Origin of the sequence: Streptomyces sp. NPDC059037 (genome assembly GCF_042740015.1) — a bacterium.
Lineage (GTDB): Bacteria > Actinomycetota > Actinomycetes > Streptomycetales > Streptomycetaceae > Streptomyces.
Window position 1 is genome coordinate 13813 of the sequence record NZ_JBHYIG010000020.1, and the last position, 26999, is coordinate 40811.

Below are 26999 nucleotides of genomic sequence, written 5' to 3' on the forward strand. Positions count from 1 at the left end.
GTCTGGTCAGAACAAGTAGGGGAGGGCTGCGCGGCGTTCAGGCGCGCAGGGTGGCGCCGCCGTCCACGTACAGGTCGTGCAGGGTGATGTGCCGGGCCCGGTCGGAGACCAGGAAGGCGACGGCGTCGGCGATGTCGGCGGGGTCCGCGATCCGGCCGAGCGGAATGCCGACCCGGTACGAGGCGGAGTCGCCGTTGATGACGCGGTCGGCGGCCTCGGCGTGGTCGTCCGTCCACAGCTGCCGCTGCATGTCGGTGTCGGTGGAGCCGGGCGACACGACGTTGCAGCGCACGCCGTCGCGGGCGACTTCGAGGCCGAGGCATTTGGTGAACATGGTGGCCGCCGCCTTCGACGCGGCGTACGCGGCCATCTGGGTGCGGGGCACCCCGGCCGCGTTCGAGCCCACCGTCACGATGGAGCCCTTGCCCCGTGCGGTCATCCGGCGGGCCGCGGCGCGCGCCGTGTGGAAGACGCCGTTCGTGTTGACCGCGAAGGTCTCGGCCCAGTCGGCGTCGGAGAGTTCGACGACCGGGGCGGGCCGCAGGACGCCCGCCACATTGACGAGGATGTCCAACGGCCCTGCCGTGCGCTCGACTTCGTCGACGGCCGCGTCCACGGCGGCCGCGTCGGTGACGTCGAGGACGAGTCCGGTGATGCCCGAGCCCGCTTCCTGCAGCTTGACGTCGGGCGACCGGTCGGCGGCCACGACCCGCGCGCCGCGTTCGGCGAGCGCGCGGGCCACGGCCTTGCCGATGCCCCGGTTCGCGCCGGTGACAAGGGCGACCCGGCCGGAAAGCTCCGACTCCGTTATGCCGGAGGTCACTTGGCCATCGCCTTCTCTATGTCACCCAGGACCGAGACGGCGGCCTGCGCGCCACCGAGGCTGGTCCACTTCGAGCCGTCGATCTCGGTGACGTGGCCCTTCTTGACCGCGTCGAGCTCCTTGTACGCGGCCTTGCCCTTCAGCTCCTTGAAGAGGTCGGCGTCCGGGCCCTTGGCGGCGAGGGTGCCGATGAACAGCCAGTCGGCGTCGATCTGCTTCAGGTCCTCGTCGCTGAGCGGCGTCGAGTGGCCCTGGCCCTTGTCGTTCTGGATGCCGGGACGCTTGAAGTCCAGGTCCTTCAGGACGTCGGAGATGAACACGCCCTGCTGCATGACGGCGGTGCCCTTGGCGGAGTAGCGGGCGACGGAGACGCTGGAGCCCGCCTTGTCGCCGAGCTTCTTCTTCAGGGCGGCGGCCTTGGTGTCGTAGTCCTTGAGGAACGCGGTGGCCTCGTTGGACTTGCCGAGCACCTTGCCGGTGAGCTCCAGGGACTTCTTCCAGTCCTTGGTCTTGTCGATGGTGACGACCGTCGGCGCGATCGCCTTGAGCTGCTTGAGCACCTGCTGGTCGGCGAGCTGGCCCGCGAGGATGACGTCCGGCTTGGCCTGCAGGACCTTCTCGATGTCGGGTCCGGTGACGGCGCCCACGACCGGGATGCCCTTGGCCGGGTCGGCCAGGTACTCGGGGGCGCCCTTCTGGCCGCGGCCCGCGGAGAGGCCGACCGGCTTGACGTCCAGGGCGAGGGAGGAGTCCAGGTCCATCTCGCTCAGCGCGACGACCTTCTCCGGATTGGCCGGAACCTTCACCTCCGCACCGGTGGCGTCGGTCACCGTGACATCCTTCGCGGCGTTCTTCGCCTTCTCGCCCGAGCCGGAGCCGGAGTCGTCGGACGAGTCCGAACCGCAGGCGGAGAGCGTGAGCGCGGAGGCGATGGCGAGGGCTGCTACCGCGGTCAGCCGGGTGCGCGGGAGGTGGTTCGAGGACATGTCCGTGGTCTCCATGCTTCAGTCGCCCGGGGGGTCAATCCGGACGTAAGGGATATCTCTTGCCGCGTCAGGGCATGGCGAACTGGCCCTGAGGGAACAGGGAGTTCGCCCGCACCCCGACTCGGGGCGCAAGGTCAAGGTTAGGTTAGGCTAAGTTCATGTTGGTTGCGCAAGGGGGGCAGGTCCCAACGTCCGGATCCAGACCTCCCATACCGGACTTGGCCAAGATGCATCGCCCGACGGTGTGGGCGGCCGCCGCCCTGCTCGTCCTGCTCCTGCTGCTCGGCCTGCTGTCTCTCCTGGTCGGGTCCGGGTCGACGCCGATGGGCCGCGCCTGGGACTTCCTCATGGGGGATCCCTCCGCGCGGGCCGACGCCCAGATCCGGCTCGCGGTCATGGACGTACGCCTTCCGCGTACGCTCGCCGGCCTCCTGGTCGGCATCGCGCTCGGCGCGGCGGGCTGCCTCCTGCAGGCCGTCACCCGCAATCCGCTCGCCGAGACGGGACTCCTCGGGGTCAACTCGGGGGCGGCGCTCGGCGTGGTGATCGGTCTCACGTACTTCGAAGTGACGTCCGCGTACGGGGTGTTGGTGTGGGCGCTGGTGGGCGGCATGGCCGCGAGCGCGGTGGTGCTGCTGCTCGCCGCGTCGGGTCGGGCCGCGGGCTCGCCCCTTCGCCTCGTCCTGGCCGGGTCGGCGCTCGGCGCGACGTTCCACGGCATGACGTCGTACGTCCTGCTTGGCACGCAGTCGACCTTCGACACCTACCGCTACTGGACCATCGGTTCGCTCGCCGGCATCAAGACCTCCGAGACCTACCCGCTGATCCCCATGATCGCGGCCGGTCTCGTCATCGCCTTCTGCTGCGTACGGCCACTGTCCGCCCTCGCACTCGGCGACGACAGCGCACGGTCGCTCGGCCACCACCCCGGCCGCATCCGCCTCATCGTCGCGGCGGCGGTCACCCTGCTCGCCGGATCGGCGGTCGCCCTCGCGGGACCGATCGCCTTCCTCGGCCTGCTCGCCCCGTACGCCGCACGGGCCGTCACCGGACCGCGGATCGCGGGCCAGTTGGTCATCTCCGCGCTCGTCGCGGCCAATGTCATGATCGTCGCCGACCTCCTGGCCCGCGTCGTCATCCGCCCCTGGGAGACCCCGGTGAGCGTCCTACTTGCCTTCATCGGCGGCCCGTTGCTGATCTGGATCGCGCGGTCGCAGCGGATGTCTACGGCGGGGGTGGGCGCGTGAGTGCCGAGCGCATGCCTGAGGGTGCGGCGGGCGCGGGGGGTGGCGGGGCGTCGGGTTCCGCGCCGGGGGCCTCGGCGCCGGACCGTGCTGCGGAAGCTACGCGAGGGTGCGCGTCGAGCCGGGCTTCGGGCTCGGTGCCGGGCGGGGCGTCGGGTTCCGCGCCGGGTTTGCCGCAGGGGCGTGGTGCGCATGCCACGCCGGGGCGCGCGTCGCACGGTGCGGTCGGCTCGGTGCCTGGCTCGGCGTCGGACTCGGTGCCTGGCTCGGCGTCGGACTCGGCGTCGGACTCGGCGTCGGGCGGTTCGCAGGGCTCCGTACCTGTTGCCGTACCCGGTGCCGAGGCCGGCGGTCCGCCGGATTCCGTTCACGGCCGTGGGCAGCACCCCGCCGACGTGACCCCGCCCGACTCCACGGCGGTTCGCGTCGGGACCTTCTCCTGGCTCTTCCCCTACCGCAGCGCCCTGGCCGCCGTCGGCCTCACGCTGCTCATCGCGGTGGTCGTCTCCCTCGCCGCCTTCGCCAGTTCGACCGGGATGAGCTTCTCCGACAGCCTCTCCGGGCTGCTCGGCACCGGCGACTCCGCCACCGTCATGCTCGTCCAGGACTTCCGGCTTCCGCGCATCGCCGTGGGCCTCATGGTCGGCGCGGCGCTCGGCATCGCCGGATGCCTCACCCAGACCCTGGCCGGCAACCGGCTCGCCACACCGGACATCATCGGCGTCAACGAGGGCGCCACCGCGGCCGTCGTCGCCTCCGTCGTCGGCTCGTCCACCGGGATGATCGGCGACTGGTGGCTCGGGCCGCTCGGCGCCGCCGCCGCGGCCATGGTCGTCGTCGCCTGCGCGGGCGGCGCGGGCAGCGGCGGCTACCGGATCCTCGTCGTGGGCATCGGCGTCTCCACCGTCATCGGCGCCGTCACCGACCTCGTGATGTCCCGTGAGAACGACAACACCGCGGGCGGCGTCTTCCTCTGGACGGTCGGCTCGCTCAACGGCCGCGACTGGAGCGTCGGTACGCCCCTGGCGTTCGTTCTCCTCGTCCTCGTCCCGCTGGCCCTGGTCGCCGGAAGCCGCCTCCAACTCCTGCGCTTCGACGACGACATGGCGGCCACCCTCGGCGTCAACGTCCGCCGGGTGCGCGCCGCGACCCTCGCGCTCGCCGTCGCCCTGTCCGGCGCGGCCGTCGGCATCGGCGGCCCGATCGCTTTCGTGGCACTCGCCGCACCGGTCGTCGCAACCCGGCTGAGCGGCCCCACCCGCGTACCCGTCATCGGCTCGGCCCTGGTCGGCGCGGCCCTCGTGGGCGGCGCCGACGCGCTCGGCCGCGTCATCGCGCCCGTGGAGATCCCGGTCGGCGTCGTCACCAGCGTGCTCGGCGGACCCTTCCTCCTGTGGGTCCTCTTCGGCAAGAACTCCCAGCAGCAGAGCGGAAAGGCCTGACCCCCGTGCAACTGACCGTCGAGGCGCTCACCTCCGGCTATCCAGGGCACACCGCCGTGGACGGCGTCGACCTGACCATCCCCAGCGGACAGGTCGCCGCGATCGTCGGCCCCAACGGCTGCGGCAAGTCGACGCTCCTTCGCTCCATCTCCCGGCTCCACAAGCCGAGTTCGGGCACGGTGCGGGCCGGGGACGCGGACGTGTGGCAGCTCACCCAGCGCCGCGCGGCCCACCGCATCGCGCTGCTCGCCCAGTCCCCGCAGGCACCGGAGGCGGTCACCGTCGCCGGCCTTGTCCGCTACGGCCGCCACCCCCACCAGGGCCTGTTCCGGCAGTGGTCGCGCGAGGACGAGACGGCCGTACGGGACGCGCTCGACGCCACCGGCACCACGGACCTCGCCGCGCGCCGCCTCGACCATCTCTCCGGCGGCCAGCGCCAGCGCTGCTGGCTGGCGATGGTCCTCGCACAGGAGACCCCGATCGTGCTCCTGGACGAGCCGACCAGCGCGCTCGACCTCGGCCACGCGGTCGAAGTCCTCTCCCTGGTACGGGAGGTGGCCGCCGCGGGCCGCACCGTCGTCATGGTCCTGCACGACCTGGCGAGCGCCGCGCGGTACGCCGACACCGTGATCGCCATGAACGCGGGCAAGGTCGTGGCGAACGGCCCGGCCCGCGAGGTGGTGACCGCCGCCCTGGTCAAGGAGCTGTACGGCATCGACGCGGACATCCTTCAGGCACCGGGCGACGGCTCACCGGTGGTGGTGCCCACGATGACCGCGAAGGCGCACGCAGGGGCGGACACGGGGGCGGCGGACACGAAGGCGGACACGAAGGCCACGACGACCGGCTGACTGCTCGGATCGCGACGCCCGCTGCACCCGCGGCTGTTCACGACACCCGCGGCTGTTCATGACACCCGCGGCTGTTCACGACACCCGCGACTGTCACGACCGGCGTGACTGTGACGACCCGCGTGACCGTGACGACCCGCGCGACCGTTACGCCGGCCGCGCGACCGTTACGCCGGCCGTGCGACCGTCACGCCGTTCGCGCTGCCGCGAAGTCCGCCGCCGTCCACGCGAGCCCCACCGCCCCGTCGACCATGGCCTGCTCGGCGGCGGGCGTCGCGGCCGCCGCGGCGAACTCCGGCTGGTGCGGGGCGCAGCCGCCCCCGCTGATGTCGAGCACCGGGTGGATCGACGGCACGACGTGCGACACATTGCCCATGTCGGTGGAGGCGAACGGGCCGCGCTGCTGCGGCTCGGGCCGCCCGAGCTCCCGGGCGTTGGCCACCCACAACTCGGTGAGCGCCGCATCGGACCGGAAGTCGAGATAGTCGGGCGCGGGCTGCTCCAGATCCAGCGCGCACCCGGCGGCGAGCGCACCCGCACGGAAACAGTCGGCCACCCGCTCGCGCAGCTCCCGCAACTCCTCGACGGACGGCGTCCGCAGCGCGTACGCGGCGCTCGCCCGCTCGGGAATGGCGTTGAGCGCGGTCCCGGCCTCGGTGGTGATCCCGTGCACCTTCCACTCGCCCGGCAGCTGCTGCCTGAGCAGCCCGAGCGCCACCTGCGCCACGGTCAGCGCGTCCGCCGCGTTCCGCCCGTCCTGCGGGTTGAGCGTGGCGTGCGCGGACTTCCCCGAGTACGTCGCCGAGAGCGCCCCCATCGCGTACGAACGGAAGTCGGCCACCTCGAACGGACAGGGGTGGATCATCATCGCCGCTTCGACCCCGTCGAAGGCACCGGCGTCGATCAGCAGCGCCTTGCCGGCCCCGCTCTCCTCGGCAGGAGTCCCCAACACGCGGACGGTGAGCCCCAGTTGATCCGCGAACGGAGCGAGCCCGAGCGCGGCCCCGACGCCCGCCGCCGCGATGAGATTGTGCCCGCAGGCATGCCCCATCCCCGGCAGCGCGTCATACTCACAGGCCAGCGCGACGGTCACCGGACCCGACCCCACGGTCGCCTCGAAGGCGGTCTCGAGCCCGTACGCGGGAGAGGTCACCGCGAAGCCGTGGTCGCGCAGCACATCGGCACACCACCCGGCGGCCCGCCGTTCCTCGAAGGCGATCTCCGGATGGCCGTGGATCCGCCGGCTGAGCCCGACGAGCTCTTCGCGCACCTCGCCGATCCGCGCCTGGATCAGCTCCTTGACCTGGCCCGCACTGCCTGCCACGCATCCTCCTTGCCCTGCCCTTCGGCCCCCCGCCCTGGACAGCTTAAGGTCGCTCCGCCTCTGGGGCCGCAGGCCGCTCACACCGGAAGGAGCCGCCCGATCAGCGCGCTGAGCTGCCGCGCGTTGCGGCACTCGTACATCTCGACGAGCTCGGCGTAGGTGCCGGCCACCGAGTCGCCGGTCTGCCACAGGGCGCGGCGTTCGGGGTTGAGCCAGTAGACCCGCCGGGCGCGCGATGCGATGTCGCGCAGGGCGTGGACGTTCGGGTCGCTCATGTTCGTACGGGCGTCGCCGAGGATGAAGACCGTGCTGCGCGGGGTGATCACCCGCGGATGGCACTCGGCGAACTCGCCGAGCGAGGTGCCGTAGTCGCTGCCCCCGTGATAGCGCGTCACGGCGGCCGCGGAGATGATGCGGCCGCTGAGGCCCTCGGGGTCGGCCGAGCCGCGCGCGATGAGGTCGGTCACCTCGTCGACGCGGTTGACGAAGGCGAACACCCGCACCTTGCTGAACTGGTCGTGCAGCGCCTGCACCAGGAGCATCGTGAAGTTGGCGAAGCCCGCCACGGAGCCGGATACGTCGCAGAGGAGGACCAGTTCGGGTCGGGCGGGGCGTCGGCGGCGCAGCACCGGGCGCATCGGGACGCCGCCCGTGGACAGCGAGCCGCGCAGGGTGCGGCGCAGGTCGATCCGGCCGCGGGCCGCTCGGCGGCGGCGCGCGGCGAGCCGGGTGGCGAGTTTGCGGGCCAGCGGCTGCACCGTCCTGCGGAGTTCGTCGAGCTGGGCGCGGCCGGCGATCAGGAAGTCGACGCGGTCGGCGGTCGGGGCGATCGCCCGCCGCGCGATCTGGTCCGCGCCGCGCCGCTCGGCCACCCTGCGGCGGGCCTCGCCGCCCACGAGCGTGCGGAAGTCCTCGATACGGCGGCGGATCTCGTCCGCCTCGATGCGGTCGGTGAACCCGGAGTCGGCGGAGTCGGCGGAGCCGGCTCGGATGGCGGCCAGAACGCGTGCCAGGAGCGTCTCCGGGCGCAGGCGTTGCAGCGTCTGGTGCGATGACCAGCCGTCCGAACCGCCGGAGCCGCCGGAGTCGCCGGACCCGTCCGAGCCACCGGATCCACCGGACCCGTCCGCCCCCGGACGCGTGCCGTATCCGCCCATGCCGTCCACCGCCTCCGCCGCCAACTGGGCGAGCAGCGCCCGGTCGTTGGCGGCGAGCGCGGCGGCGAGGCGGTCGCGCAGCTCGTCCCTGTCGAACTCCCGGCCGGCGCCGTCCGGCGCATCGGGAGCGCCGACCCCGCGCGGAAAGTACAGATCGAAGACCGGATCGAAGACCGGGCGCTGCCCCTCGCTGTGCAGCAGCGCCGCCGCCAGGCCCTCGCGCACCCGCTCCCGGTCGCTCAGACCGAGGGCCTCGATGGCCTGCCCGGCGTCCACCGTCTCGCCCGTACCGATCCGGATGCCGTGCGAGCGCAGCGCCTGGACCAGGGCCGTCAGACGCTCCGGGACGCCGGTCGGGGACGGGGCGTTCACACGGCGTCCAGGTCCAGCTTGGCCGCCGCCTTCAGGACGTCGTCCTGGTGCTTGAGCACGACGCCGAGACTGTCGCGTACGACGTCCTCGTCCAGGGAGTCGGCGCCCAGGGCGAGCAGCGTGCGGGCCCAGTCGATGGTCTCCGCGACCGATGGCACCTTGCGCAGGTCCATCGCGCGCAGCGCGCCGACCACGCGGACGACGGACCGGGCGAGCGTCTCGTCGAGCCCCGGCACCTTCAGCCGTACGATGCGGCGCTCCAACTCCTCATCGGGGAAGCCGATGTGCAGGAAGAGGCAGCGGCGGCGCAGCGCCTCGGACAGCTCGCGGCTCGCGTTCGAGGTGAGGACGGTGAACGGGCGCCGCGTCGCGGTGATCGTGCCGAGTTCGGGGACGGTGACCTGGAAGTCGCTGAGCACTTCGAGGAGCAGCCCCTCCACCTCGACGTCCGCCTTGTCGGTCTCGTCGATCAGGAGGACCTTGGGGTCGCTGCCGCGGATGGCGGTGAGCAGCGGGCGCGGGAGCAGGAACTCCTCGCTGAAGATGTCCGTGCGCGTCTCGTCCCACGACTCGTCGCGGCCCGCGGTGATGCGCAGGAGCTGCTTGGCGTGGTTCCACTCGTACAGGGCGCGGGACTCGTCCACGCCCTCGTAGCACTGGAGCCGCACGAGCGTCGCGTCCGCGACCTCCGCGACCGCCTTGGCCAGCTCGGTCTTGCCGACGCCCGCGGGTCCTTCCACGAGGAGGGGTTTGCCCAGGCGGTCGGCGAGGAAGACGGTCGTGGCGACGGCGGTCGACGCCAGATACCCCGTCTCGGCGAGCCGCTCGGCGACATCGTCCACGGATGTGAAGAGCAACGGAGCCTCCGGTGGGCACTGGGCACTGGGGGCGTCGGGCACGAGCACTGCGCACGGGCACCGGGCGCGGAACGACGCCATGACTCCCGCCACTTGATCAGCCTCCGGGCCCGCTCCACAACGGGGACGCCGAGTTTGCGTCGTACGTCACGTGGCGCCGCGGCACCTACCGCGGGCTGCTGGGTCTTGTCCTGAGACCCACGGGGGCCCTTGCTTCCTTCTCGTATCCTTGCGGCATGAGGCGGACCTCCTTTGCCGACTGGCCCTGCTCCATCGCCCGCACCATGGACCTGCTGGGCGACTGGTGGACCCCGCTGGTGCTGCGCGAGGCGTTCTACGGCATCAAACGCTTCGACGCCTTCCAGCAGGAGCTCGGCATCGCGCGCAACACGCTCACCGACCGGCTGCGCCGCCTGGTCGACGAGGGCCTGATGGAAAAGCGCGCCTACCAGAGCGAGCCGGTGCGCTACGACTACCTCCTCACCGAGAAGGGCCGCGACTTCTTCGGCGTCCTGGCGGCGATGAACAGCTGGGGCAACCGCTGGCTGAGCGGCGACGAGGGGCCGCCGGTCGTCTTCCACCACGACCGCTGCGGGCACGAGGCCACCGCCGAGGTGGTCTGCGCGCACTGCAAGGAGCCGATGACGGCCGCGGACACCACCGCGCGCATGGGCCCCGGCTACCCGGCGCGACTGGCCGAACGGCCGGACATCCAGGCGCGCTTCAGCCGCTGATCTCCTTCCCACGCCCGTCTCTGCATCCCCTTGACGAGTGAGTCTATCTACGCAACTCTCGTGGTCAGCGGCGACAACAGTGACGACGACAGTGACGACAGAGAGGCGACCCACGATGGAGTGGACAGGCGCGCGTTACGCGGACACGCCGACGGCCGAGGCGCGCAGGGAGATCGCGGCCTCACCGGAACGCGTGTGGGAACTGGTGGCCGACATCGGCCTGATGCCCACGCTGAGCGCGGAGCTGCGGTCGGTCGAGTGGCTGGACGGGGCGACATCGCCCGCGACCGGCGCCCGGTTCCTCGGCCGCAGCGAGCACGCGTCGTTCGGTGCGTGGGAGACGACGTCGTACGTCGTGGAGTGCGAGGCGCCGCGGGTCTTCGCCTGGGCGGTCCAGGACCCCGAACACCCCAGCGCCGTATGGCGGTTCAGCCTGCGGGCGCGGGACGACGGCGGCACCGATCTCATCCAGTGGATGCAGCTGGGCCCCGGGCGTTCGGGGCTCTCCTTCGCGATCGACCGGATGCCGGAGAAGGAACAGAAGATCGTCTTCGTACGGATGAGGGAGTTCGAGCGGAACATGGCGGCCACGCTGGATGCGATCAAGGAGCTGGCCGAGGGCACCCCGGCTCCCTCGGAAGGGCAGGGCGCCTGATGCGTACGTCGACGACGATCGAGGCGTCCGGGGCGAACTGGCGGGAGACGGCCGACTTCGTCACCGAGGCCGAGAAGCTCGGGATGGACATCTGCTGGGTCGCGGAGGCCTGGGGTGCCGAAGCGCCGTCCCCGCTCGGCTACTTGGCGGCGCGCACCGAACGGATGACGCTCGGGTCCGGGATCATCCAGCTCGCGACCCGGACCCCGGCGGCCATCGCCCGCGCGGCGATCACCCTCTCGAACATCTCGGAGGGCCGCTTCATCCTCGGGCTCGGCCCCTCCGGACCCCAGGTGATCGAGGGCCTGCACGGAGTGCCGTTCGCCCGCCCGCTGACGCGGATGCGGGAGACAGTGGAGATCGTCCGCCAGGCCGCCACGGGCGAGAAGATCTCCTACACGGGGCGGGAGTTCACCCTCCCGCTGCCCGGCGGCGACGCCAGGCCGATGCGCCTGTCGATGCGCGCCGAACACGACCTGCCCGTCTACCTGGCCACCCTCTCGCCCAAGATGCTCCGCCTGACCGGCGAGATCGCGGACGGCTGGCTCGGCACCAGCTTTGTCCCGGAGGGCGCGAAGGAGGCGTACTTCGACCACCTGGACGCGGGCCTGGCAGCCGCCGGGCGCACCCGCGCCGACCTGAACGTCTGCCAGGGCGCCGAAGTCGCCTTCGCCGACGACGAGGACGCGCTGCGCACGATGGTGGCGGGCCGCAAGAAGGAACTCGCCTTCAGCCTGGGCGGCATGGGCTCCGCCACCACCAACTACTACAACAATGCCTACAGCAGGCAGGGTTGGGCCGAGACGGCCACCGAGGTCCGCACCCGCTGGCAGTCCGGCGACCGCGACGGCGCGGCCGCCCTGATCACCGACGAGATGGTCCTGGCCACCACCCTCATCGGCACCGAGCCCATGGTCCGCGCCCGTCTGCGCGTCTGGCGCGACGCGGGCGTGGACACGGTCCGCTTCTACCCGGCGGGCGAGAGCCTGGAGGTGCGGCTCGCGACGCTGGGGCGGGCGATCGAGCTGGTGCGGGAGGTGGAGCGGGAGTCGGGCGCGCCTACCGGACGGCCCGCAGCCGCCACAGCGACGTGACCTCCGCCGCGCGGGCCGTGTGCAAGGGGTCCGCCGGGTCGGTCGCCCTGCGGTGGCGGGGGCTGGTGGTGAGGCGGTCCTGGACGTGCAGGCCCGCCGCGGTGATCGCCGACTGGAGTTCGCCGGGGGAACGCAGGCCGAGGTGTTCGGCGAGGTCCGACATGATCAGCCAGCCTTCGCCGCCGGGCAGCAGATGATCGGCCAGGCCTGAGAGGAAGCCGTGGAGCATGGTGCCTGCGGGGTCGTAGACGCCTTGCTCAAGGGCCGAGTTGGGCTTGGCGGGGAGCCAGGGCGGGTTGCACACGACCAGGGCGGCGCGGCCCGGCGGGTAGAGCCCGCCGCCGGTGGCGATCTCCACTCGGGAGGTCAGGCCCAGGCGGTCCATGTTGTCGGCGGCGCACACCGCGGCCCGCGGATTGCTGTCCGTGGCCACGACGTGCCGCACGCCCCGGTGGGCCAGGACCGCCGCCAGGACACCGGTGCCGGTGCCGAGGTCGAAGGCCGTCGCCCCGTGGGCCGCGGCCGGCAGCGGCGCCCGCGCGACCAGGTCGACGTACTCGCCCCTGACCGGTGAGAACACGCCGTAGTGCGGGTGGATCCTGGCGCCGATCGCGGGGATGTCCACACCCTTCGTACGCCATTGATGCGCGCCGATGACGCCGAGCAGTTCCCGCAGCGGGACCGCCCATGGGCCGCCGCCCCGGGGCGGGCCGTACGCCTCGTCGCAGGCGGCGCGGACGTCGGGCGCTCTGCGCAGGCCGAGCGTGTGGTCGTCGCCCAGCGGCACCAGGAGCTTGGCGAGGACCCGGGCACGGTGTCCCGCGGCCCGGCGGTGGAGGTGGAAGGCCGCCGTCGGCGAGGCGGCAGGGGCAGGGGCAGGGGCTTGGGCTTTGCGGTCGATGCGGCGGCCCATGGCGCGCAGCATCTGGCGTGCCTGCTGGAAGTCGCCCTGCCACAACAGCGCGGTGCCTTCGCAGGCCAGACGGTGGGCGGTGGCGGCGCTCAGCCGGTCGTCGGCCGGGACGACACGGACGGGCCGCGGCATTCCGGTCTCGGAGCGCCAGCGGACGGTGTGCTCGGCATCGCCGTCGGTCCAGTGGATCCGGTGGATCTCGGACACAGATACTCCTCAGAGGGTGAACGTGCGGGGCACGAACAGCACTTCGACGAGGAGCGGGAGGGGGGAAGGGCCCGGGGAGAGCCGGGCGGCAGGCTCAGCGGAGCCGCGGCTCCCGCGTCGAAGTGCGGGAGGAGTCGCCGAGCACCAGACCGGGCACCGGACCGGATACCGGACCAGATACCGGACCGGGCACTGTGCCGGGCACTGTGCCGAGCGTCATCACCGGCTCCTTCGAGGAGATGGGGGGAGCGGGGCCGAGCGGATGTCTCGGTCGAATGAATGTCTCATACGTGAAGACGCGTCCGCAATCGCCTTTTCCGTCCCCAGGGCGCCGCCGCACACCCCCTGACCTGTGCACCTGATGATCGTCAACTGGCGCTGCTGCAGGGCCTGTTGGCGTAACGACCTTCACGATCTACCCTGGGAGCCGCCTTGAGGGGGGTCGCATGAGCGGACGTGTCGAGCACACCCGGAGCAGCGGACGGCCGGCACCTGCGGGGAAGGGAGAGCGGGTCGCCGACTGGGCGGACGGCCGCCTCGGCATCAACTCCCTGGCCAAGACGCAGATGCGCAAGGTCTTCCCGGACCACTGGTCCTTCATGTTCGGCGAGATCTGTCTCTACAGCTTCCTGATCCTGATCCTCACCGGGATCTATCTGACCCTCTTCTTCGAGCCGAGCGGCGCCGAGGTCGTCTACGACGGTGTCTACACACCGCTCAAGGGCATCCAGATGACCCGGGCGTACGAGTCCACGGTCGACATCAGCATGGAGGTGCGCGGCGGTCTGCTGATCCGGCAGATCCACCACTGGGCCGCGGTCGTCTTCGTCGCCGCGATGCTCGTGCACATGATGCGGGTGTTCTTCACCGGGGCGTTCCGCAAGCCGCGCGAGCTCAACTGGCTGTTCGGCTGGACGCTGTTGTTCCTCGGGATCATCACGGGGCTCACCGGCTACTCACTCCCGGACGACCTGCTCTCCGGCACCGGCATCCGCTTCGCGCAGGGCGCCATCCTGTCCGTCCCGGTCGTCGGGACGTATCTCTCCTTCTTCCTCTTCGGCGGGGAGTTCCCCGGCGACGACATCATTCCGCGGCTCTTCAGCGTGCATGTGCTGCTGCTGCCGGGAATCATGCTGGGGCTCGTCGTCGCCCATCTGATCCTGGTCTTCTACCACAAGCACACGCAGTTCGCCGGGCCCGGACGGACCGAGAAGAACGTCATCGGGGCGCCCTTCCTGCCCATCTACATCGCCAAGGCCGGCGGCTTCTTCTTCCTCGTCTTCGGTGTCCTCGCGGTCATGGGCGCGATCGCCACCATCAACCCCGTGTGGGCGATGGGGCCCTACCGTCCCGATCTGGTGTCCACGGGAGCCCAGCCCGACTGGTATCTGGGCTTCTCCGAGGGGCTGATCCGGGTGATGCCCAGCTGGGAGATCAACGCCTGGGGGCACACGCTCCAACTCGGCGTCTTCATCCCGTTCTCGCTCTTCCCGCTGATCATGGTGGCGATCGCGGTCTATCCGTTCATCGAGGCCTGGATCACCGGCGACAAACGGGAGCACCACATCGCGGACCGGCCGCGCAACGCACCCGTGCGCACCGGTCTCGGCGTGGCCTGGCTGACGCTGTTCGGCATCCTGATGATCGGCGGCGGCAACGACCTGTGGGCCACGCACTTCCATCTCTCCATCAACGCGATCACGTGGTTCGTGCGCGTCGCCTTCTTCGCGGGACCGGTCGTCGCCTACTTCATCACCCACCGATGGTGCATGGGCCTGCAGCTCCGCGACCGCGAGAAGGCGCTGCACGGGCGGGAGAGCGGCACGATCAAACGGCTGCCGCACGGCGAGTACGTAGAGGTCCATGTGCCCCTCACCCAGGGCGAGTTGTACACCCTCACGGCGCACGAGCAGCCCAAGCCGTACGAGATCGGGCCGCTGGTCGACGCGAACGGCGTGGCCCGCAAGGTCACCCGGGGCCAGCGGCTGCGGGCGCGCCTGGGGCGGGCCATGTACGGGCCCTCGGCGCAGGTGCCCAAGGCGACGCCCGAGGAGTATCTGGAGATCCAGCGGGGCGGCGGTGACTCTCACCACTGACAGGGACCGATCGTCACGCGACGGCGGCGCTGCGGTTAGCCTCGCGTAGTGAATCAAGTACCGGAGAACACACCGAAGTTGTACGCCATCAGTGATCTGCACGTGGCGTACGACGAGAACCGGAAGTTCCTCGAATCCCTGCGCCCGCAGACCGACGAGGACTGGCTGATCGTCGCCGGGGACACCGCCGAGCGCCTCGCCGACGTCGAATGGGCGCTGCGCACCCTCACCGACCGGTTCGCCAAAGTGGTGTGGACGCCGGGGAACCACGAGCTGTGGACGCACCCCAGCGACCCGGTCAAGCTGCGCGGCGAGGCCCGCTACCGCCATATCGTCGAACTCTGCCGCGAGTTGGGCGCCGCCACCCCCGAGGACCCTTACCCCGTGTGGCACGGCGCCGGCGGCCCGGCCACGGTGGCCCCCCTCTTCCTCCTCTACGACTACACCTTCCGTCCCGAAGGCACCCACACCAAAGAGAAGGCCCTGGAGGCCGCCCATGCGGCGGGCGTCGTCTGCACCGACGAGATGCTGCTGCACCCCGACCCCTACCAGAGCCTCGACGACTGGTGCCGCGCCCGCGTGGCGTACACCGAGGAACGCCTGTCCCAGCGGACCCCCGGCCTCCCCACGGTCCTGATCAACCACTGGCCCCTGGTGCGCGACCCCACGCGGATCCTGCACTACCCGGAGTTCGCCCTGTGGTGCGGCACCGAACTGACCGCGGACTGGCACGTGAAGTACGAGGCGGCAGCCGTGGTCTACGGCCATCTCCACATCCCCCGCACCACGTGGCACGACGGCGTCCGCTTCCAGGAGGTCTCGGTCGGCTACCCACGCGAATGGCGCCGCGACCGCCACCCCGCCCCGAGACTCCGCCAGATCCTGCCGGAGCCGGGCGACGGGGCGTGAGGGACACGGAGCGTGAGGGAAGCGGGGCTCCTCAGTCCCGTGCGCCTTCGGCCGCCGCCTCCATCTGGCGGTCGACGGCGCGGCCGAAGTCCCGGAGCCAGTCCGGGCGTACGGCTGCCATGCCGAAGCCCGTGGGGGTCTTGAGGGGGCCGTGGGAGAGGTCTTCCTCGCGGTAGCGGCGGCAGTCGCGGTGCCAGGTGTAGATGCCCGCCATCCAGTTCTCCAGTTCACGTACGTAGCCGTCCAGGATGTTCCGTGTTTCCTGGGGGAGGTCGAAGTCGTCGTAGAGGACCGGGAGTTCGTGGGTCACCGTGTGCTGGAACTGGCTCAGGCGTGACTTCATCAGGTCGTCGATGATGCCGAGCGCCGTCGGGTAGTCGCAGTCGAAGAAGTTCTGGACCACGAGGACGCCGTTGTGCATCTCGCCCTCGTACTCGATCTCCTTCTGGTACGAGAAGACGTCGTTCATCAGGGCGGAGTAGTCGCCGGCCGAGTTCTCCAGGTTCTGCATCGGGCCGGTGCGGTAGATCTCCTGCGGGACCTGTGGGCCGTTGCCCAGGCGGCACAGGCTCATCGTCAGGGGGCAGCCGAACGTGAGTCGGCGCATCTCGATGTAGTCCACGGGGTCGGGGATACGGTTCATCGCCTGGTTGTCCAGCTCCCAGAGCCAGCTTTCCGTCATGACCTCGATGGATGTGCGCAGTGTGCGGCGTGCGTCCGCGTCCATGGGATCGGCCGTGCGTTGCCACAGGTCCGCCAGGCCACGCTCCAGCGCGTTCGTCGGCACCGGCATGTCGGCGAGGTCCAGCGGCATGAAGAGGGAGAGCCGGTCGTTGCAGAGCTTCGCACCCGCCAGGTCGCGGGGCCTGCCGAAGACCACCGTGAAGTAGTCGTCTCCGTAGGTGCCCCAGGTAGTCCACTGCGAGCCCAGATCCAGGGCTTCCAGGTCCGCGTCCGGGTGGATGCCCGCCGCGCAGAGCGGGAAGTCGTAGCCGTACAGCTTGTGCGCGTCCCAGATATCCGAATTCGGCACTCCCGGCTGGGGTTCGAGCAGGCCCATGCGTGACGACCACTCCACACAGCGCGGGCGTGCCGCCTGGAGGTGGGGCGAGAGCGTTGTCTCGTAGGGGAGGTTGAAGTCCGGGAGGAGAGAAGGGCCGACCCGTTGGAAGGGGATGTGCGTGTGGCCGCGCAGCCGTTGTGCGCCCGTGGCCGACAGGAGCGCCTTGATCCCGGCGGCCGACGTGCCCAGGCCCGAGGGTCCTGCGAGCGGCGAGGACGCGGCGGCGGCCTTCTCGTTCATGTAGCGGCTGGAGACCAGGTGCCACTCGTGCCCGCCGGACTGCCAGTCCTGCAGGCCCTTGGCGTACGCGAGGACGTCCGCGCACTCCTGCGCGGGGAGCCCGGTGGAGGCGAACAGCGGGGCCAGTTCGGTGAGCGTCGTGTTCTCGAACTGCTGCATCCGCGAGGTCAGGAGGTCGTTCACCGCCTCCGCGGCCTCCTGCGTCGTGCAGTTCAGGAACTTCTCAAGGACCAGGACGCCATTGGAGAGTTCGCCCTCGTCCTCGATCTCCCGCTGGTACGAGAACAGGTCGTTGCGCAGGTGGACGGCGTCGGAGAACGTCTCCTTGAGGACCCGCAGCGGACGGGACTGGGCCACGGCCGGCGGCACTTCGGCTCCCGTCGCGTACTCGATGAGCCCCGCCGACCAGGGCGCGCCGCCCACCTTGCGGCGCATCTCGATGTACTCGACGGGGTTCGCGATCCGCCCTTCGTCGATGTTCGAGAGCTCCCACAGGGACTCGTTCAGGAGGTTCTTCGTGCTCTCGGCGAACCGTTCCCGCCAGCCCTGCGACATGTGCGGCACCGTCCGCGCCCACAGGTCCGCGAGCCCCGCCTCGACCGGATTGGTCGGCTCAGGCACGGGCGTGGACAGGTCCATGGGCATGAAGGCCGGAAGCCGGTCGAGATAGGCCTTGCCGCCCTCGCGGTCCTGGGTGCGTTTGAAGAGTTCGAGGAAGTGGTCGTCGAAGAAGAACACCCACACATACCAGTCGGTGACCAGCGACAGCGCGGGGCCGTCGCAGTCGGGGTGGGTGTAGGAACACAGCAGCGGATAGTCGTGGGCGTCCAGATCGCTCTCCTCCCAGACACCCGAGCCCTCCAGCATCCCCATGTCGCGTGCCCACTTCTTGGAGTGCGCCTTCGCCTCTTCCACATGCGGGTTGAGGCGGGCGGGGTGAACCATGTAGAAGGTGGGCAGGTCGAACGGCTGCGACATTCGGTCGTCTTCTCCTCGCGCGGCGGCATATGAGCCACACAGCACTACCCGTACGGCGCCGGACGATGCGATGGCCGACGCCGCGTCACACCATCGCGTGATCCGTGGAACTCAAACCCAGTTCATGGAGCAGGCAGCGGGCTCGCCCGGTGTGCCGTCGGGGGCGACCGGTGTGAGCGTCAGCTCCGTGGCCGCCTCGTCCCCGTGCCGCCGCAGCGACTTCACGTAGTACACCTCGTCGTAGATCCGCCCGAGCCACTCGTCCTCCCGGCGCAGGTCGTAGTACCAGACCTCTCCGGGGTCCGCGATGCGCCAGGAGAGGAAGACCTCGGCTGAGTCGGCGCCGTCTTCGGCTACGTACGCGGTGTCGACCTGGAAGGCCTTGGGGCGTGACGGTGGTGCGGTGAACTCGGCGAACTCGGTGTCCCGCAAGGCGAGTTCGCCGAGGTGAACCTCGGATGCCGGGCGCACGGCAAGCGCCGCGATCGTGCGGTCGCGGAACTCCGTGAGGGGGTGGGCGGAGGTACGCCATCCGGTTCCGGTGCCGGGGCCCGACCCCGCCCGCAGCCACACGAAGCGCTCCGGGTCGTCGGCGAAGAGCAGCCCCACCTCCAGGGCGCCCCCGGCCCCCGCGTACGTGACCGAGACCCTCTCCGCGCCCGTGCGCACCGCGAGTTCCGTCTTGTAGAGGCGGACCGTCGCGCCGCCCGGCAGGCGCAGCGAGCAGCCGCCGTCGTACGCCTGTGTGTAGTCGAAGTCCGGAGGCGCGTCCCCTCCCTCGGACCAGAACTGCCAGGTGGGCAGGATGTCTTGGACGGACGCGTTGTACCAGTCCGCGTCGCTCGCCCGGCGCCCCGCCAGGAAGAAGCCGCGGCCGTGGCCGGTGTTGAAGCGGGTGACGAAGGGGAAGGCGCCGATCACCGATCGCTCGGTGACGTAGTGCGCCACGCCGTCCCACTTGAGGTGGTTGTCCGGCTCGGGGGCGCCGGGCTCGTGGGTCAGGCCGCGGCCGGTCCGCGTGGGGTCGCAGGACGGCCCCGACCAGTAGCGGCGCTCCCGTTCGAAGACGGCGTCCTGCGCGTCCGGGTCCTCGTGCCCGGGATGCAGCTCCCACACGAAGTGCGAGCCGAAAAGGGCCCAACTGGTCCTGGCCGGGCGGCCTTCGGGGAAGACGAGGCGCGGGTCGTACTCCGGATCGAAGCCGAACTGCTCGTTCTCCGTGCCGTGGAACACCGCCTCGTACGGGTCGCGGCCGAGCCGCAGCGCCGTGGCCCGGGAGGTCTCGACGCCGGTCTCGGTCATCCAGTAGTTGGCGAAGAAGCTGTCGGCGCCCGCCTCAAGCCAAGGGGCGTTCTCCTCGTTCAGGTGGTTCAGGTAGTCGAGCCCGCCGTCGGGCCGGATCGTGTCGTACCACTGGATGTGGAAGCCCTCCGGTGCGCGGGACCGCAGATATCCGAGCAGCTCGCGCAGCCGCTTCGCCTCGTCCGGCGGGGTCTCGGCCTCGTGATTGATGAAATAGCCGTCGAACCCGAAGTAGGCGGCCAACTCGATCATTTTGTCCGCCACCGGGTACGAGCCGTCGGGGCGCCGTTCGAGATACGCGGCGAACGCGCCCGGCCGCGGCCAGAACCAGCAGCCGAGGCTTCTGACGCCATTGCGGTGCGCCGCGTCCGTGTAGGCGGGATTGGGCGGGTTGATCAGGCCGTGGACCGGTTCGGCCACCGGCGATCCGTCGACGGGCAGACCGTGCCAGGAGCCGTGGAAGTCCGTGTACTGCCAGAAGCGGAGCAGCCGCCGGGCGAAGGAGTCGTCGTACTTCCGGGCGGTGAAGAACGCCCCGTCGTAGTCGTTGCACAGGTTCATCACCTGGGCGCCGGTGGGGAGTTCGGGCCGGGCCTGGGTGGCGGGGAAGGGTGCGATGCGGGGCGCGAGCGGAACACGTGAGCGGAAGTAGCGGGCCCAACGGTCGGACCGCGGGCTCCAGTTCTTCAGCGCCTCGGCGTCGTAGCCGTGCATGAAGGGCTGATGGCCTGGTTCTGGGCTCATCCGGGTGAGAGTGAAGCAGAAACACGGCCTCGTCAATACCCGTAACGGCACCGGAATTTGTATTCTCACACCCCCTTGTCGCGGGCATCTTTAGCGCTTTAGCCTGCTCGCCCTCAAGCGCTTTAGCCAGGCGCCGTTCCAGCAACGGCCAGTCAGCGGTCGGCCAACGGCCAGTCAGCGGTCAGCCAGCGGTCGGTCAACGGTCAGTCAACGCGAGGGGAGGTCACGCATGCGTCGCACTCCGGCACGGCGCCCCACCATCAAGGACATCGCCGTGCGGGCCGGTGTCTCGGAGAGCGCCGTCTCCTTCGCGCTCAACGGGCGCCCCGGAGTCTCCGAGTCCACCCGCGACCGCGTCCGCAGGGTCGCCGAAGAGCTCGGCTGGCGGCCGAGCGCCGCCGCGCGGGCCCTCTCCGGGGAAGGCTCGGGCACGGTCGGGCTCGTCCTGGCCAGACCGGCCCGGACGCTGGGCGTCGAGTCGTTCTTCCTCCAGCTCGTCTCCGGCATCCAGGAGGTGCTCTCGCGCCGCAGGCTCGGGCTGCTCTTCCAGGTCGTCGAGGACATCGACGCGGAGTGCGCGGTCTACCGCCGCTGGTGGGCCGAGCGCCGGGTCGACGGCATGCTCGTCGTCGACCCGCGCGGCACGGACCCCCGGCTCCCGCTCCTCGACGAACTGGGACTGCCCGCGGTCGTCGTGGGCACCCTGCCGGAGCCGCACACCGACTATCCCGGCATCTCCAACCTCTGGGCCGACGACGCCCTCGCCATGGCCTCCATCGTCGACCACCTGTACCTGCTCGGCCACCGCCGCATCGCGCACATCGCCGGGCTCCCCGAACTCACCCACACCCGGCGCCGCATCCGCTCGCTGCGGGCCGAGGCCGACCGGCGCGGCCTGACCGACGTGCACTCGCTCACCACGGACTACTCCGACGCCCAGGGGGCCGAGGCCACCCGCCGGGTCCTCGCGGGGGAGCGGCGGCCCACCGCGATCGTGTACGACAACGACGTGCTGGCCGTCGCCGGTCTCGGTGTCGCCGCCGAGCACGGCATCTCCGTACCCACGGACCTCGCGATCGTCGCCTGGGACGACTCCGTCCTGACCCGCTCGACCCACCCCGCGCTCACCGCCCTGGTCCGCGACACCGCCGTCTACGGCGGGCACGCGGCCGAGCAGCTGATCGCCCTCCTCGACGGCGGCCCCGCCGTCCGCGTCCAGGACCAGCTCCCGCACCTGGAGGCGCGCGGCAGCACCGCGGCCCGCGCCGCCCCCTGAGCACCGCCCCCCACGCACACGCACGTCCCCGCCTTGAGACAACGTTGCCAACCCGGAGGTATCAACCCGCCATGAAGTGGACCAGACTGGGCGTCACGGGCGCGGCCGCTCTCGCGCTCGCCGTCACCGCAGGCTGTTCGGCGACCCCCACCGCCTCCGGCGGCAGGGGCACGGACTCGCTGACCGTGAACATGGGCTTCTCCGGCAACACCATCGCCCGCAACTTCAGCCCCTTCTCGGTGAAGGCGAGCCAGGGCACCTTCGGCTTCCAGTACGAGCCGCTGTTCTCCTTCAACAACCTCCAGGGCGGCAAGTTCGTCCCCTGGCTCGCCACCAAGTACTCCTGGTCCGACGGCGGCAAGAAGATCACCATCGATCTGGACAAGCGCGCCAACTGGAGCGGCGGCACCAAGCTGACCGCCAAGGACGTCATCTTCGCCTTGGAGTACGTCACCAAGCAGGACCTGCCGGTGGACTGGCGGTTCGAGTACGAGAAGGCGACCGCGACCGACGACCACACCGTGGTCATCACCTTCGACACCCCCGGCTACGCCCGCCTGCGCAACATCGGCTCCATCCGCCCCGTCCCCGCCAAGATCTGGAAGGGCAAGGACGGCAAGACCTTCACCAACCCCGACCCGGTGGCCAGCGGCCCGTACAAGCTCAAGCGGTACGCGGCCCAGCAGCTCACCTTCGAGGCCAGGGACGACTACTGGAAGCAGAAGGTGCCGGTGAAGACCCTCAAGGCACCGGTCGTCTCCTCGTCGTCCGAGATAGGGAAGCTGCTCAGCGGCGAGGTCGAGTGGAGCGGCGGCGCCGTCCCCGACGTGAAGAAGAGCTACGTCGACAAGGACCCGAAGAACCACCACGCCTGGTACCCCACCTACGGCGGCACCTACATGTTCTTCAACCACAAGAAGGCGCCGTTCAAGAACGTCCACGTCCGCAAGGGCCTCTCCCTCGCCGTCGACCGTTCCGAGCTCGCCGACCTCGGCAATCCGGGCATGCTCAAGCCGCTCAACCTCACCGGCCTCGACACCAAGACGCAGGGCAAATGGATCGACGGCGAGTATCAGGACGCCGATCAGCCCGAGCCCGAACTGGCGGCAGCCGAGAAGGAGTTCGCCAAGGCCGGATACGAGATGAAGGACGGGAAGCTCGTCGGCAAGGACGGCAAGCAGCTCAGCTTCACGATCCTCGAAGTGACCGAGTTCGCCGACTCCATCCAGCGCGACAAGGTCCTCGCCCAGCAGTTGAAGAAGGCCGGTGTCAAGGTCGAGGTCCAGCCCATGCCGAGCGCCCAGCTCGACACGGCACGCCAGCAGGCCGAGTTCGACGTCCTGGTCGGCGGCGCCGTCTTCTACAACACGCCGTACAACTTCTACCGGGACATGCTGCACAGCGACAACGTCGGCATCTGGACCAACTACGGCCACTACAAGAGCGCGAAGGCCGACGGCATCCTCAAGGAGATGGAGCGCGCGGGCGACGACGCGGCCATCAAGAAGCTCTCCGCGAAGCTGGAGAAGCTGATGATCGACGAGGTGCCCGCGGCCCCGCTCATCACCAACGGCGCCTCCGCCCAGTACAACAGCAAGAACTGGACCGGCTGGCCCGACGAGAAGAACCCCTACGCCATCCCCGCGCCCTGGGCGGGCCCCACCGACATGGTGCAGACGATCCTGTCCCTCCGCCCCGCGAAGGCGGGCTAGGCGCATGACGGCCCCCTCCGAAACGGCGGCTGTCGTCGCGGCAGGCGAAAGGCCAAAGGAACGGCCCGCGCGCCGGATCAGGCTCGGCGCCGGCCGCTACTTCGTACAGCGCCTCGGCTTCTATCTGGCCGCCGCCTGGATCGCCGTCACGCTCAACTTCCTGCTGCCCAGGCTGATGCCGGGCGACCCGGCGTCCGCGCTCATCGCGCAGATGCAGGGCCGCTCGGCGCTCTCCGGCGAGCAGATCGCCAGCATCTACCGGCTGTTCGGCGATCCGGGCGAACCGCTGTGGAGCCAGTACGTCACCTACCTCGGCCAGGTCGCGCACCTCGACTTCGGGCTCTCGGTGGCGTTCTTCCCGACACCGGTGTGGGACGTCATCAGCGCGGGCCTGCCGTGGACGATCGGGCTCGTCGGCATCACCGCCGTCCTGTCCTTCGTCATCGGCACGGCGGGCGGCATCATGGCGGGCGGCCGCGCGGGCTCACGCGTCGACTCGGTGGCGACGCCGGGCGCGATGTTCCTCAACGCGCTTCCCACCTTCTGGATCGCGCTGCTCTTCGTCCTCGTCTTCGGCTTCCAGCTGGCCTGGCTGCCGACGGGCGGCGCGTACGACGGTGACCTGACGCCGGGCTTCACGGCCGAGTTCATCGGCAGCGTCATCAGCCATGCCGCGCTGCCCGCGCTCACCATCGCGCTCGGCTGGTCGGCCACCTGGTACATCGGCATGCGGAACATGATGATCACGACGGTCTCCGAGGATTACGTCCTCCTCGCCCGCGCCAAGGGTCTCGGCAGGAGCCGGGTGATGTTCCGGTACGCGGCCCGCAACGCGATCCTGCCGAGCGTCGCCGGGTTCGCCATCAACATCGGCAACGTGGTCGGCGGACAGCTCCTGGTGGAGGCCGTCTTCGCGTATCCCGGCGTCGGCTATCTGCTCTACCAGTCCGTCGCCAGCGTCGACTACCCGCTGATGCAGGCGCTGTTCCTGATGGTCTCGCTGTCGGTCCTCGCCGCGAACTTCCTCGCCGACTCCGTGTACGGCCTGATCGACCCACGGGCCAGGGAGGGCCGCGCATGAACCTCACCCTCAAGAGTCTCAAGGGACGGCTGCCGGAGAACCGCAAGGTGCGGGCCGGGATCGCGATCCTGGTGTTCTTCGCGCTGTTCGCGCTGGCCGGGCCCTTCCTCGTGGAGGACGTCTTCGGGCTGTCCGCCACCGCCATCCACACCGCCGACGGCATGCAACCACCGTCCGGATCCCATCTGTTGGGGACGACCGCCACCGGCGAGGACGTCCTGGCCCAGCTCGTCGTCGGCAGCCGCGTCTCGCTCCTGGTGGGACTGGTCGCCGCCGTCATCTCGACCACCCTGTCGGTGCTCGTCGGCGTCGCGGGCGGCTATCTGGGCGGCACGGCGGACGCGCTGCTCACGGCCGGCACGAACATCGCCCTCGTCATTCCCAGCCTGCCCCTGCTGATCATCGTCGCGAGCTACGTCAAGGGGCGCGGCGGCTGGCTGACGGTGGCCCTCATCATCGGCCTGACGTCCTGGCCGTGGGGTGCCCGCGGCAAGCGCGCGCAGACGCTCTCGCTGCGGCGAAGGGACTTCGTCACGGCCGCCGAGATGACCGGCGAGAGCCGCTGGTGGATCATCACCCGCGAGCTGATCCCCAGCATGGCGCCGCTGATCTCGGCGAGCTTCCTGTCCGCCGTGGTCCTCTCGATGTTCGCCGACGCGGGGCTCTCCTTCATCGGCCTCGGCAACATCAACCTCACCAGCTGGGGCTCGATGCTCTACTGGGCGCAGAACGCCTCGGCCCTTGCGCGCGGCGCCTGGTGGTGGTTCATCCCGCCCGGCGCGTGCATCGCCGTCATCGGCGTCGCGGCGGGCCTCATCAACTTCGGCATCGACGAGATCGCCAACCCCCGCCTTCGCAAGCCGGGCAGGGCGGTGCGCCGCCGGGCGGCGGCCGCGGCCCTGCGCACCACCGAGGAGGCACGATGAGCACCCCGGACGGCACCGCGGACGTGCTGCTGCGGGCGCGCGGACTGCGCGTCGACTACTTCGACCGGGCCGAACCCGTCCACGCCGTACGCGACGTCGACCTCACCCTGTACCGCGGGGAGACCCTGGGGATCGTAGGGGAGAGCGGCTGCGGCAAGTCGACGCTGGTCACGGCCCTCACCCGGCTTGAGCGGCCGCCGGCCGTCACCACGGCGGGCACGGTCCACCTCCACGGCGAAGGGCCGCCGGTCGACCTGCTCAAGCTCACCGAACGCGAGCTGCGCGCCCTGCGCTGGGAGCGCGTCGCGATCGTCTTCCAGAGCGCCATGAACGCGCTCAACCCGGTGCACCGGCTCGGCGCCCAGTTCGCCGACGTACTGCGGCTGCACCGCGGCCTGTCGCGGGACGCCGCCTGGCGGCGTGCGGGGGAGCTGCTCGGCATGGTCGGCATCCCGGCCGACCGGGTGCGCGCCTACCCCCACGAACTCTCCGGCGGCATGCGGCAGCGCGCCACCATCGCGCTCGCGCTCGCGTGCGAACCGGACCTCGTGGTGATGGACGAGCCGACGACTGCCGTGGACGTGGTCATGCAGCGTCAGATCCTGCGCCAAGTGGCGCGGCTGAAGCGCGAGTTGGGGTTCTCCGTCATCTTCATCACGCATGACCTCTCGCTGCTCATCGAGATCGCCGACCGGATCGCCGTCATGTACGCGGGCCGGGTCGTCGAGACAGGACCCGCCCGACAGCTGTACGCCGACCCCCGGCACCCCTACACGGCCGCACTGCGCGGCGCCTTCCCTCCGCTGCGCGGCCCGCGCCGCGAGATCACCGGCATCCCCGGCTCCCCGCCGGGCCTGCGGCACCCGCCGACGGGCTGCCCCTTCCATCCGCGCTGCCCCAAGCGGTTCGACCCCTGCGACGAACAAGTACCCGAGCTGCTCGCCACGGCGGGCGGCGAGGTGGCCTGCCATCTCCACGGCGGGCCTCAGGAGCAGCAGCACGAGCCGAGGAGCACCAATGTCCCTGGGTGAACCGGTACTTGAACCGATACTCGAACCGCTACGTGAACCGGTACTTGAGGCCCGCGAGGTCACCAAGCGCTTCCCGCTGCACGGCCCCGGACAGCACGGCAAGGTCGTACGCGCCGTCGAACCCACCACCCTGGCCCTGCACCAGGGCCGCATCACCGCGCTCGTCGGCGAGAGCGGCAGCGGCAAGTCGACCCTTGCCCGGCTGCTCGCGCTCGGCTACCCGCCCACCGAGGGCGAGATCCGCCTCGACGGAGCCCCCGTCGTGGCGGCCCGCTCGGCCAAGGGCAAACGGGCGTACTACCGCCAGGTGCAGATGGTCTTCCAGGACCCCTTCTCCTCGCTGAGCCCCGTGCACCGGCTGCGCTACATCCTCGGCCGGCCGCTGCGGCTGCACGGCCACGTGCGCGGCCGGGCGGAGACGGAAAAGGCGGTCGTCGACCTCCTGGAGCGGGTCAACCTCACCCCGGCCGACCAGTTCATCGACAAGTTCCCGCACGAACTCTCCGGCGGCCAGCGCCAGCGCGTCGCCATCGCCCGCGCGCTCGCCGCCCGCCCCAAGGTGCTGCTCGGCGACGAACCGGTGTCGATGCTCGACGTCTCCATCCGCCTCGACATCCTCAACCTCCTCGGCAGGCTCCGCGACGACGAGGGCCTCGCGATCCTCTACATCACCCACGACATCGCGAGCGCCCGCTACTTCGCCGACGAGATCAAGGTCCTCTACGCGGGCCAGCTCGTCGAATCGGGTCCGGGCGACGCGCTCGTGGAAAACCCCCGACACCCCTACACACGGCTCCTGCTGGAGTCCGCGCCCGACCCCGACCGGGGCGGACTCCTCGACGAGCCAGAGGTCCTCGACGACGAGGAGACCCTCGGCGAACCGCCCAGCCTGGTCGACCCGCCCACCGGCTGCCGCTTCCACCCCCGCTGCCCGATCGCGAATCCGGTGTGCGCCACCGCCGTCCCGCCCCGCCCCCCCCTC

At 70.7% G+C, this 26999-nt stretch carries 22 protein-coding genes; 14 read left to right on the forward strand and 8 right to left on the reverse strand.

Annotated elements, in window-relative coordinates:
• Positions 1–37: 37 nt before the first annotated feature.
• A complete protein-coding gene (locus ACFWY6_RS06935) occupies positions 38–823 on the reverse strand; it encodes a 2,3-dihydro-2,3-dihydroxybenzoate dehydrogenase (RefSeq protein ID WP_384687168.1) in 786 nt (261 codons plus the stop codon).
• Entirely contained in the window at positions 820–1809 is a 990-nt protein-coding gene (locus ACFWY6_RS06940; protein WP_384687170.1) for an ABC transporter substrate-binding protein, read from the reverse strand. The genes ACFWY6_RS06935 and ACFWY6_RS06940 overlap by 4 nt, the downstream gene beginning before the upstream one ends.
• 227 nt (positions 1810–2036) lie before the next feature.
• Between ACFWY6_RS06940 and ACFWY6_RS06945 the strand changes: the two genes are divergently transcribed.
• From ACFWY6_RS06945 to ACFWY6_RS06955, 3 genes are all read left to right on the forward strand, one after another.
• A complete protein-coding gene (locus ACFWY6_RS06945; RefSeq protein ID WP_384687236.1) occupies positions 2037–3056 on the forward strand; it encodes a FecCD family ABC transporter permease in 1020 nt (339 codons plus the stop codon).
• A 392-nt stretch (positions 3057–3448) separates the two neighbouring features.
• Positions 3449–4495: an iron chelate uptake ABC transporter family permease subunit gene (locus ACFWY6_RS06950; protein ID WP_266873215.1), complete on the forward strand. Its 1047-nt coding sequence runs from the start codon at positions 3449–3451 to the stop codon at positions 4493–4495.
• A gap of 5 nt (positions 4496–4500) precedes the next feature.
• Positions 4501–5346 (forward strand): ABC transporter ATP-binding protein, encoded by an 846-nt coding sequence (locus tag ACFWY6_RS06955; protein ID WP_384687172.1) that lies wholly within the window; start codon positions 4501–4503, stop codon positions 5344–5346.
• 187 nt (positions 5347–5533) lie between these two features.
• On the opposite strand, the gene ACFWY6_RS06960 is transcribed toward ACFWY6_RS06955, so the two are convergent.
• The 3 genes from ACFWY6_RS06960 to ACFWY6_RS06970 form a co-directional block, all read right to left on the reverse strand.
• Positions 5534–6640 (reverse strand): amidohydrolase, encoded by a 1107-nt coding sequence (locus ACFWY6_RS06960; RefSeq protein WP_384687238.1) that lies wholly within the window; start codon positions 6638–6640, stop codon positions 5534–5536.
• A 107-nt stretch (positions 6641–6747) separates the two neighbouring features.
• Positions 6748–8199, reverse strand: coding sequence for a VWA domain-containing protein (locus ACFWY6_RS06965; protein WP_384687174.1), 1452 nt, complete (start codon positions 8197–8199; stop codon positions 6748–6750).
• Positions 8196–9056: an AAA family ATPase gene (locus tag ACFWY6_RS06970; protein WP_384687176.1), complete on the reverse strand. Its 861-nt coding sequence runs from the start codon at positions 9054–9056 to the stop codon at positions 8196–8198. The genes ACFWY6_RS06965 and ACFWY6_RS06970 overlap by 4 nt, the downstream gene beginning before the upstream one ends.
• A 236-nt stretch (positions 9057–9292) precedes the next feature.
• Between ACFWY6_RS06970 and ACFWY6_RS06975 the strand changes: the two genes are divergently transcribed.
• From ACFWY6_RS06975 to ACFWY6_RS06985, 3 genes are all read left to right on the forward strand, one after another.
• On the forward strand, positions 9293–9790 hold the full coding sequence (locus ACFWY6_RS06975; protein ID WP_384687178.1) for a winged helix-turn-helix transcriptional regulator: 498 nt from the start codon (positions 9293–9295) through the stop codon (positions 9788–9790).
• A gap of 115 nt (positions 9791–9905) precedes the next feature.
• Positions 9906–10445: an SRPBCC family protein gene (locus ACFWY6_RS06980; RefSeq protein ID WP_384687180.1), complete on the forward strand. Its 540-nt coding sequence runs from the start codon at positions 9906–9908 to the stop codon at positions 10443–10445.
• Positions 10445–11539, forward strand: a complete 1095-nt coding sequence (locus ACFWY6_RS06985; protein ID WP_384687182.1) for an LLM class flavin-dependent oxidoreductase — start codon at positions 10445–10447, stop codon at positions 11537–11539. The genes ACFWY6_RS06980 and ACFWY6_RS06985 overlap by 1 nt, the downstream gene beginning before the upstream one ends.
• On the opposite strand, the gene ACFWY6_RS06990 is transcribed toward ACFWY6_RS06985, so the two are convergent.
• Positions 11505–12659: a methyltransferase gene (locus ACFWY6_RS06990; protein ID WP_384687184.1), complete on the reverse strand. Its 1155-nt coding sequence runs from the start codon at positions 12657–12659 to the stop codon at positions 11505–11507. The two genes, ACFWY6_RS06985 and ACFWY6_RS06990, sit on opposite strands and share 35 nt — an antisense overlap.
• 446 nt (positions 12660–13105) lie before the next feature.
• On the opposite strand from ACFWY6_RS06990, the gene ACFWY6_RS06995 reads away from it, so the two are divergent.
• Together ACFWY6_RS06995 and ACFWY6_RS07000 are read left to right on the forward strand one after the other, a co-directional pair.
• On the forward strand, positions 13106–14755 hold the full coding sequence (locus ACFWY6_RS06995; protein ID WP_384687186.1) for a cytochrome bc complex cytochrome b subunit: 1650 nt from the start codon (positions 13106–13108) through the stop codon (positions 14753–14755).
• A gap of 48 nt (positions 14756–14803) precedes the next feature.
• Positions 14804–15664 (forward strand): metallophosphoesterase family protein, encoded by an 861-nt coding sequence (locus ACFWY6_RS07000; RefSeq protein WP_384687188.1) that lies wholly within the window; start codon positions 14804–14806, stop codon positions 15662–15664.
• A gap of 31 nt (positions 15665–15695) precedes the next feature.
• Here ACFWY6_RS07000 and ACFWY6_RS07005 read toward each other — a convergent pair whose 3' ends face one another.
• Both ACFWY6_RS07005 and ACFWY6_RS07010 read right to left on the reverse strand, forming a co-directional pair.
• Entirely contained in the window at positions 15696–17945 is a 2250-nt protein-coding gene (locus ACFWY6_RS07005) for a germacradienol/geosmin synthase (protein WP_384687190.1), read from the reverse strand.
• A gap of 111 nt (positions 17946–18056) precedes the next feature.
• The gene (locus tag ACFWY6_RS07010; RefSeq protein ID WP_384687192.1) at positions 18057–19991 is read right to left on the reverse strand and encodes a hypothetical protein; all 1935 of its coding nucleotides are present in this window, start codon (positions 19989–19991) and stop codon (positions 18057–18059) included.
• A gap of 229 nt (positions 19992–20220) precedes the next feature.
• On the opposite strand from ACFWY6_RS07010, the gene ACFWY6_RS07015 reads away from it, so the two are divergent.
• The 6 genes from ACFWY6_RS07015 to ACFWY6_RS07040 all read left to right on the forward strand — a co-directional run.
• Positions 20221–21267, forward strand: coding sequence for a LacI family DNA-binding transcriptional regulator (locus ACFWY6_RS07015; RefSeq protein ID WP_384687194.1), 1047 nt, complete (start codon positions 20221–20223; stop codon positions 21265–21267).
• A gap of 71 nt (positions 21268–21338) precedes the next feature.
• A complete protein-coding gene (locus ACFWY6_RS07020) occupies positions 21339–22979 on the forward strand; it encodes an ABC transporter substrate-binding protein (protein ID WP_384687196.1) in 1641 nt (546 codons plus the stop codon).
• Positions 22980–22983: 4 nt separating this feature from the next.
• Positions 22984–24060 carry an ABC transporter permease gene (locus tag ACFWY6_RS07025; protein WP_384687198.1) on the forward strand — a complete coding sequence of 359 codons (1077 nt, stop codon included), beginning with the start codon at positions 22984–22986 and terminating at the stop codon, positions 24058–24060.
• Positions 24057–24986 carry an ABC transporter permease gene (locus tag ACFWY6_RS07030; RefSeq protein ID WP_384687200.1) on the forward strand — a complete coding sequence of 310 codons (930 nt, stop codon included), beginning with the start codon at positions 24057–24059 and terminating at the stop codon, positions 24984–24986. Before ACFWY6_RS07025 ends, ACFWY6_RS07030 begins: the two co-directional genes overlap by 4 nt.
• The gene (locus tag ACFWY6_RS07035; protein WP_384687202.1) at positions 24983–26017 is read left to right on the forward strand and encodes an ABC transporter ATP-binding protein; all 1035 of its coding nucleotides are present in this window, start codon (positions 24983–24985) and stop codon (positions 26015–26017) included. Before ACFWY6_RS07030 ends, ACFWY6_RS07035 begins: the two co-directional genes overlap by 4 nt.
• Positions 26004–26999 (forward strand): ABC transporter ATP-binding protein (locus tag ACFWY6_RS07040; protein ID WP_384687204.1); only part of this gene is annotated, 996 nt, incomplete at its 3' end. The genes ACFWY6_RS07035 and ACFWY6_RS07040, both read left to right, overlap by 14 nt.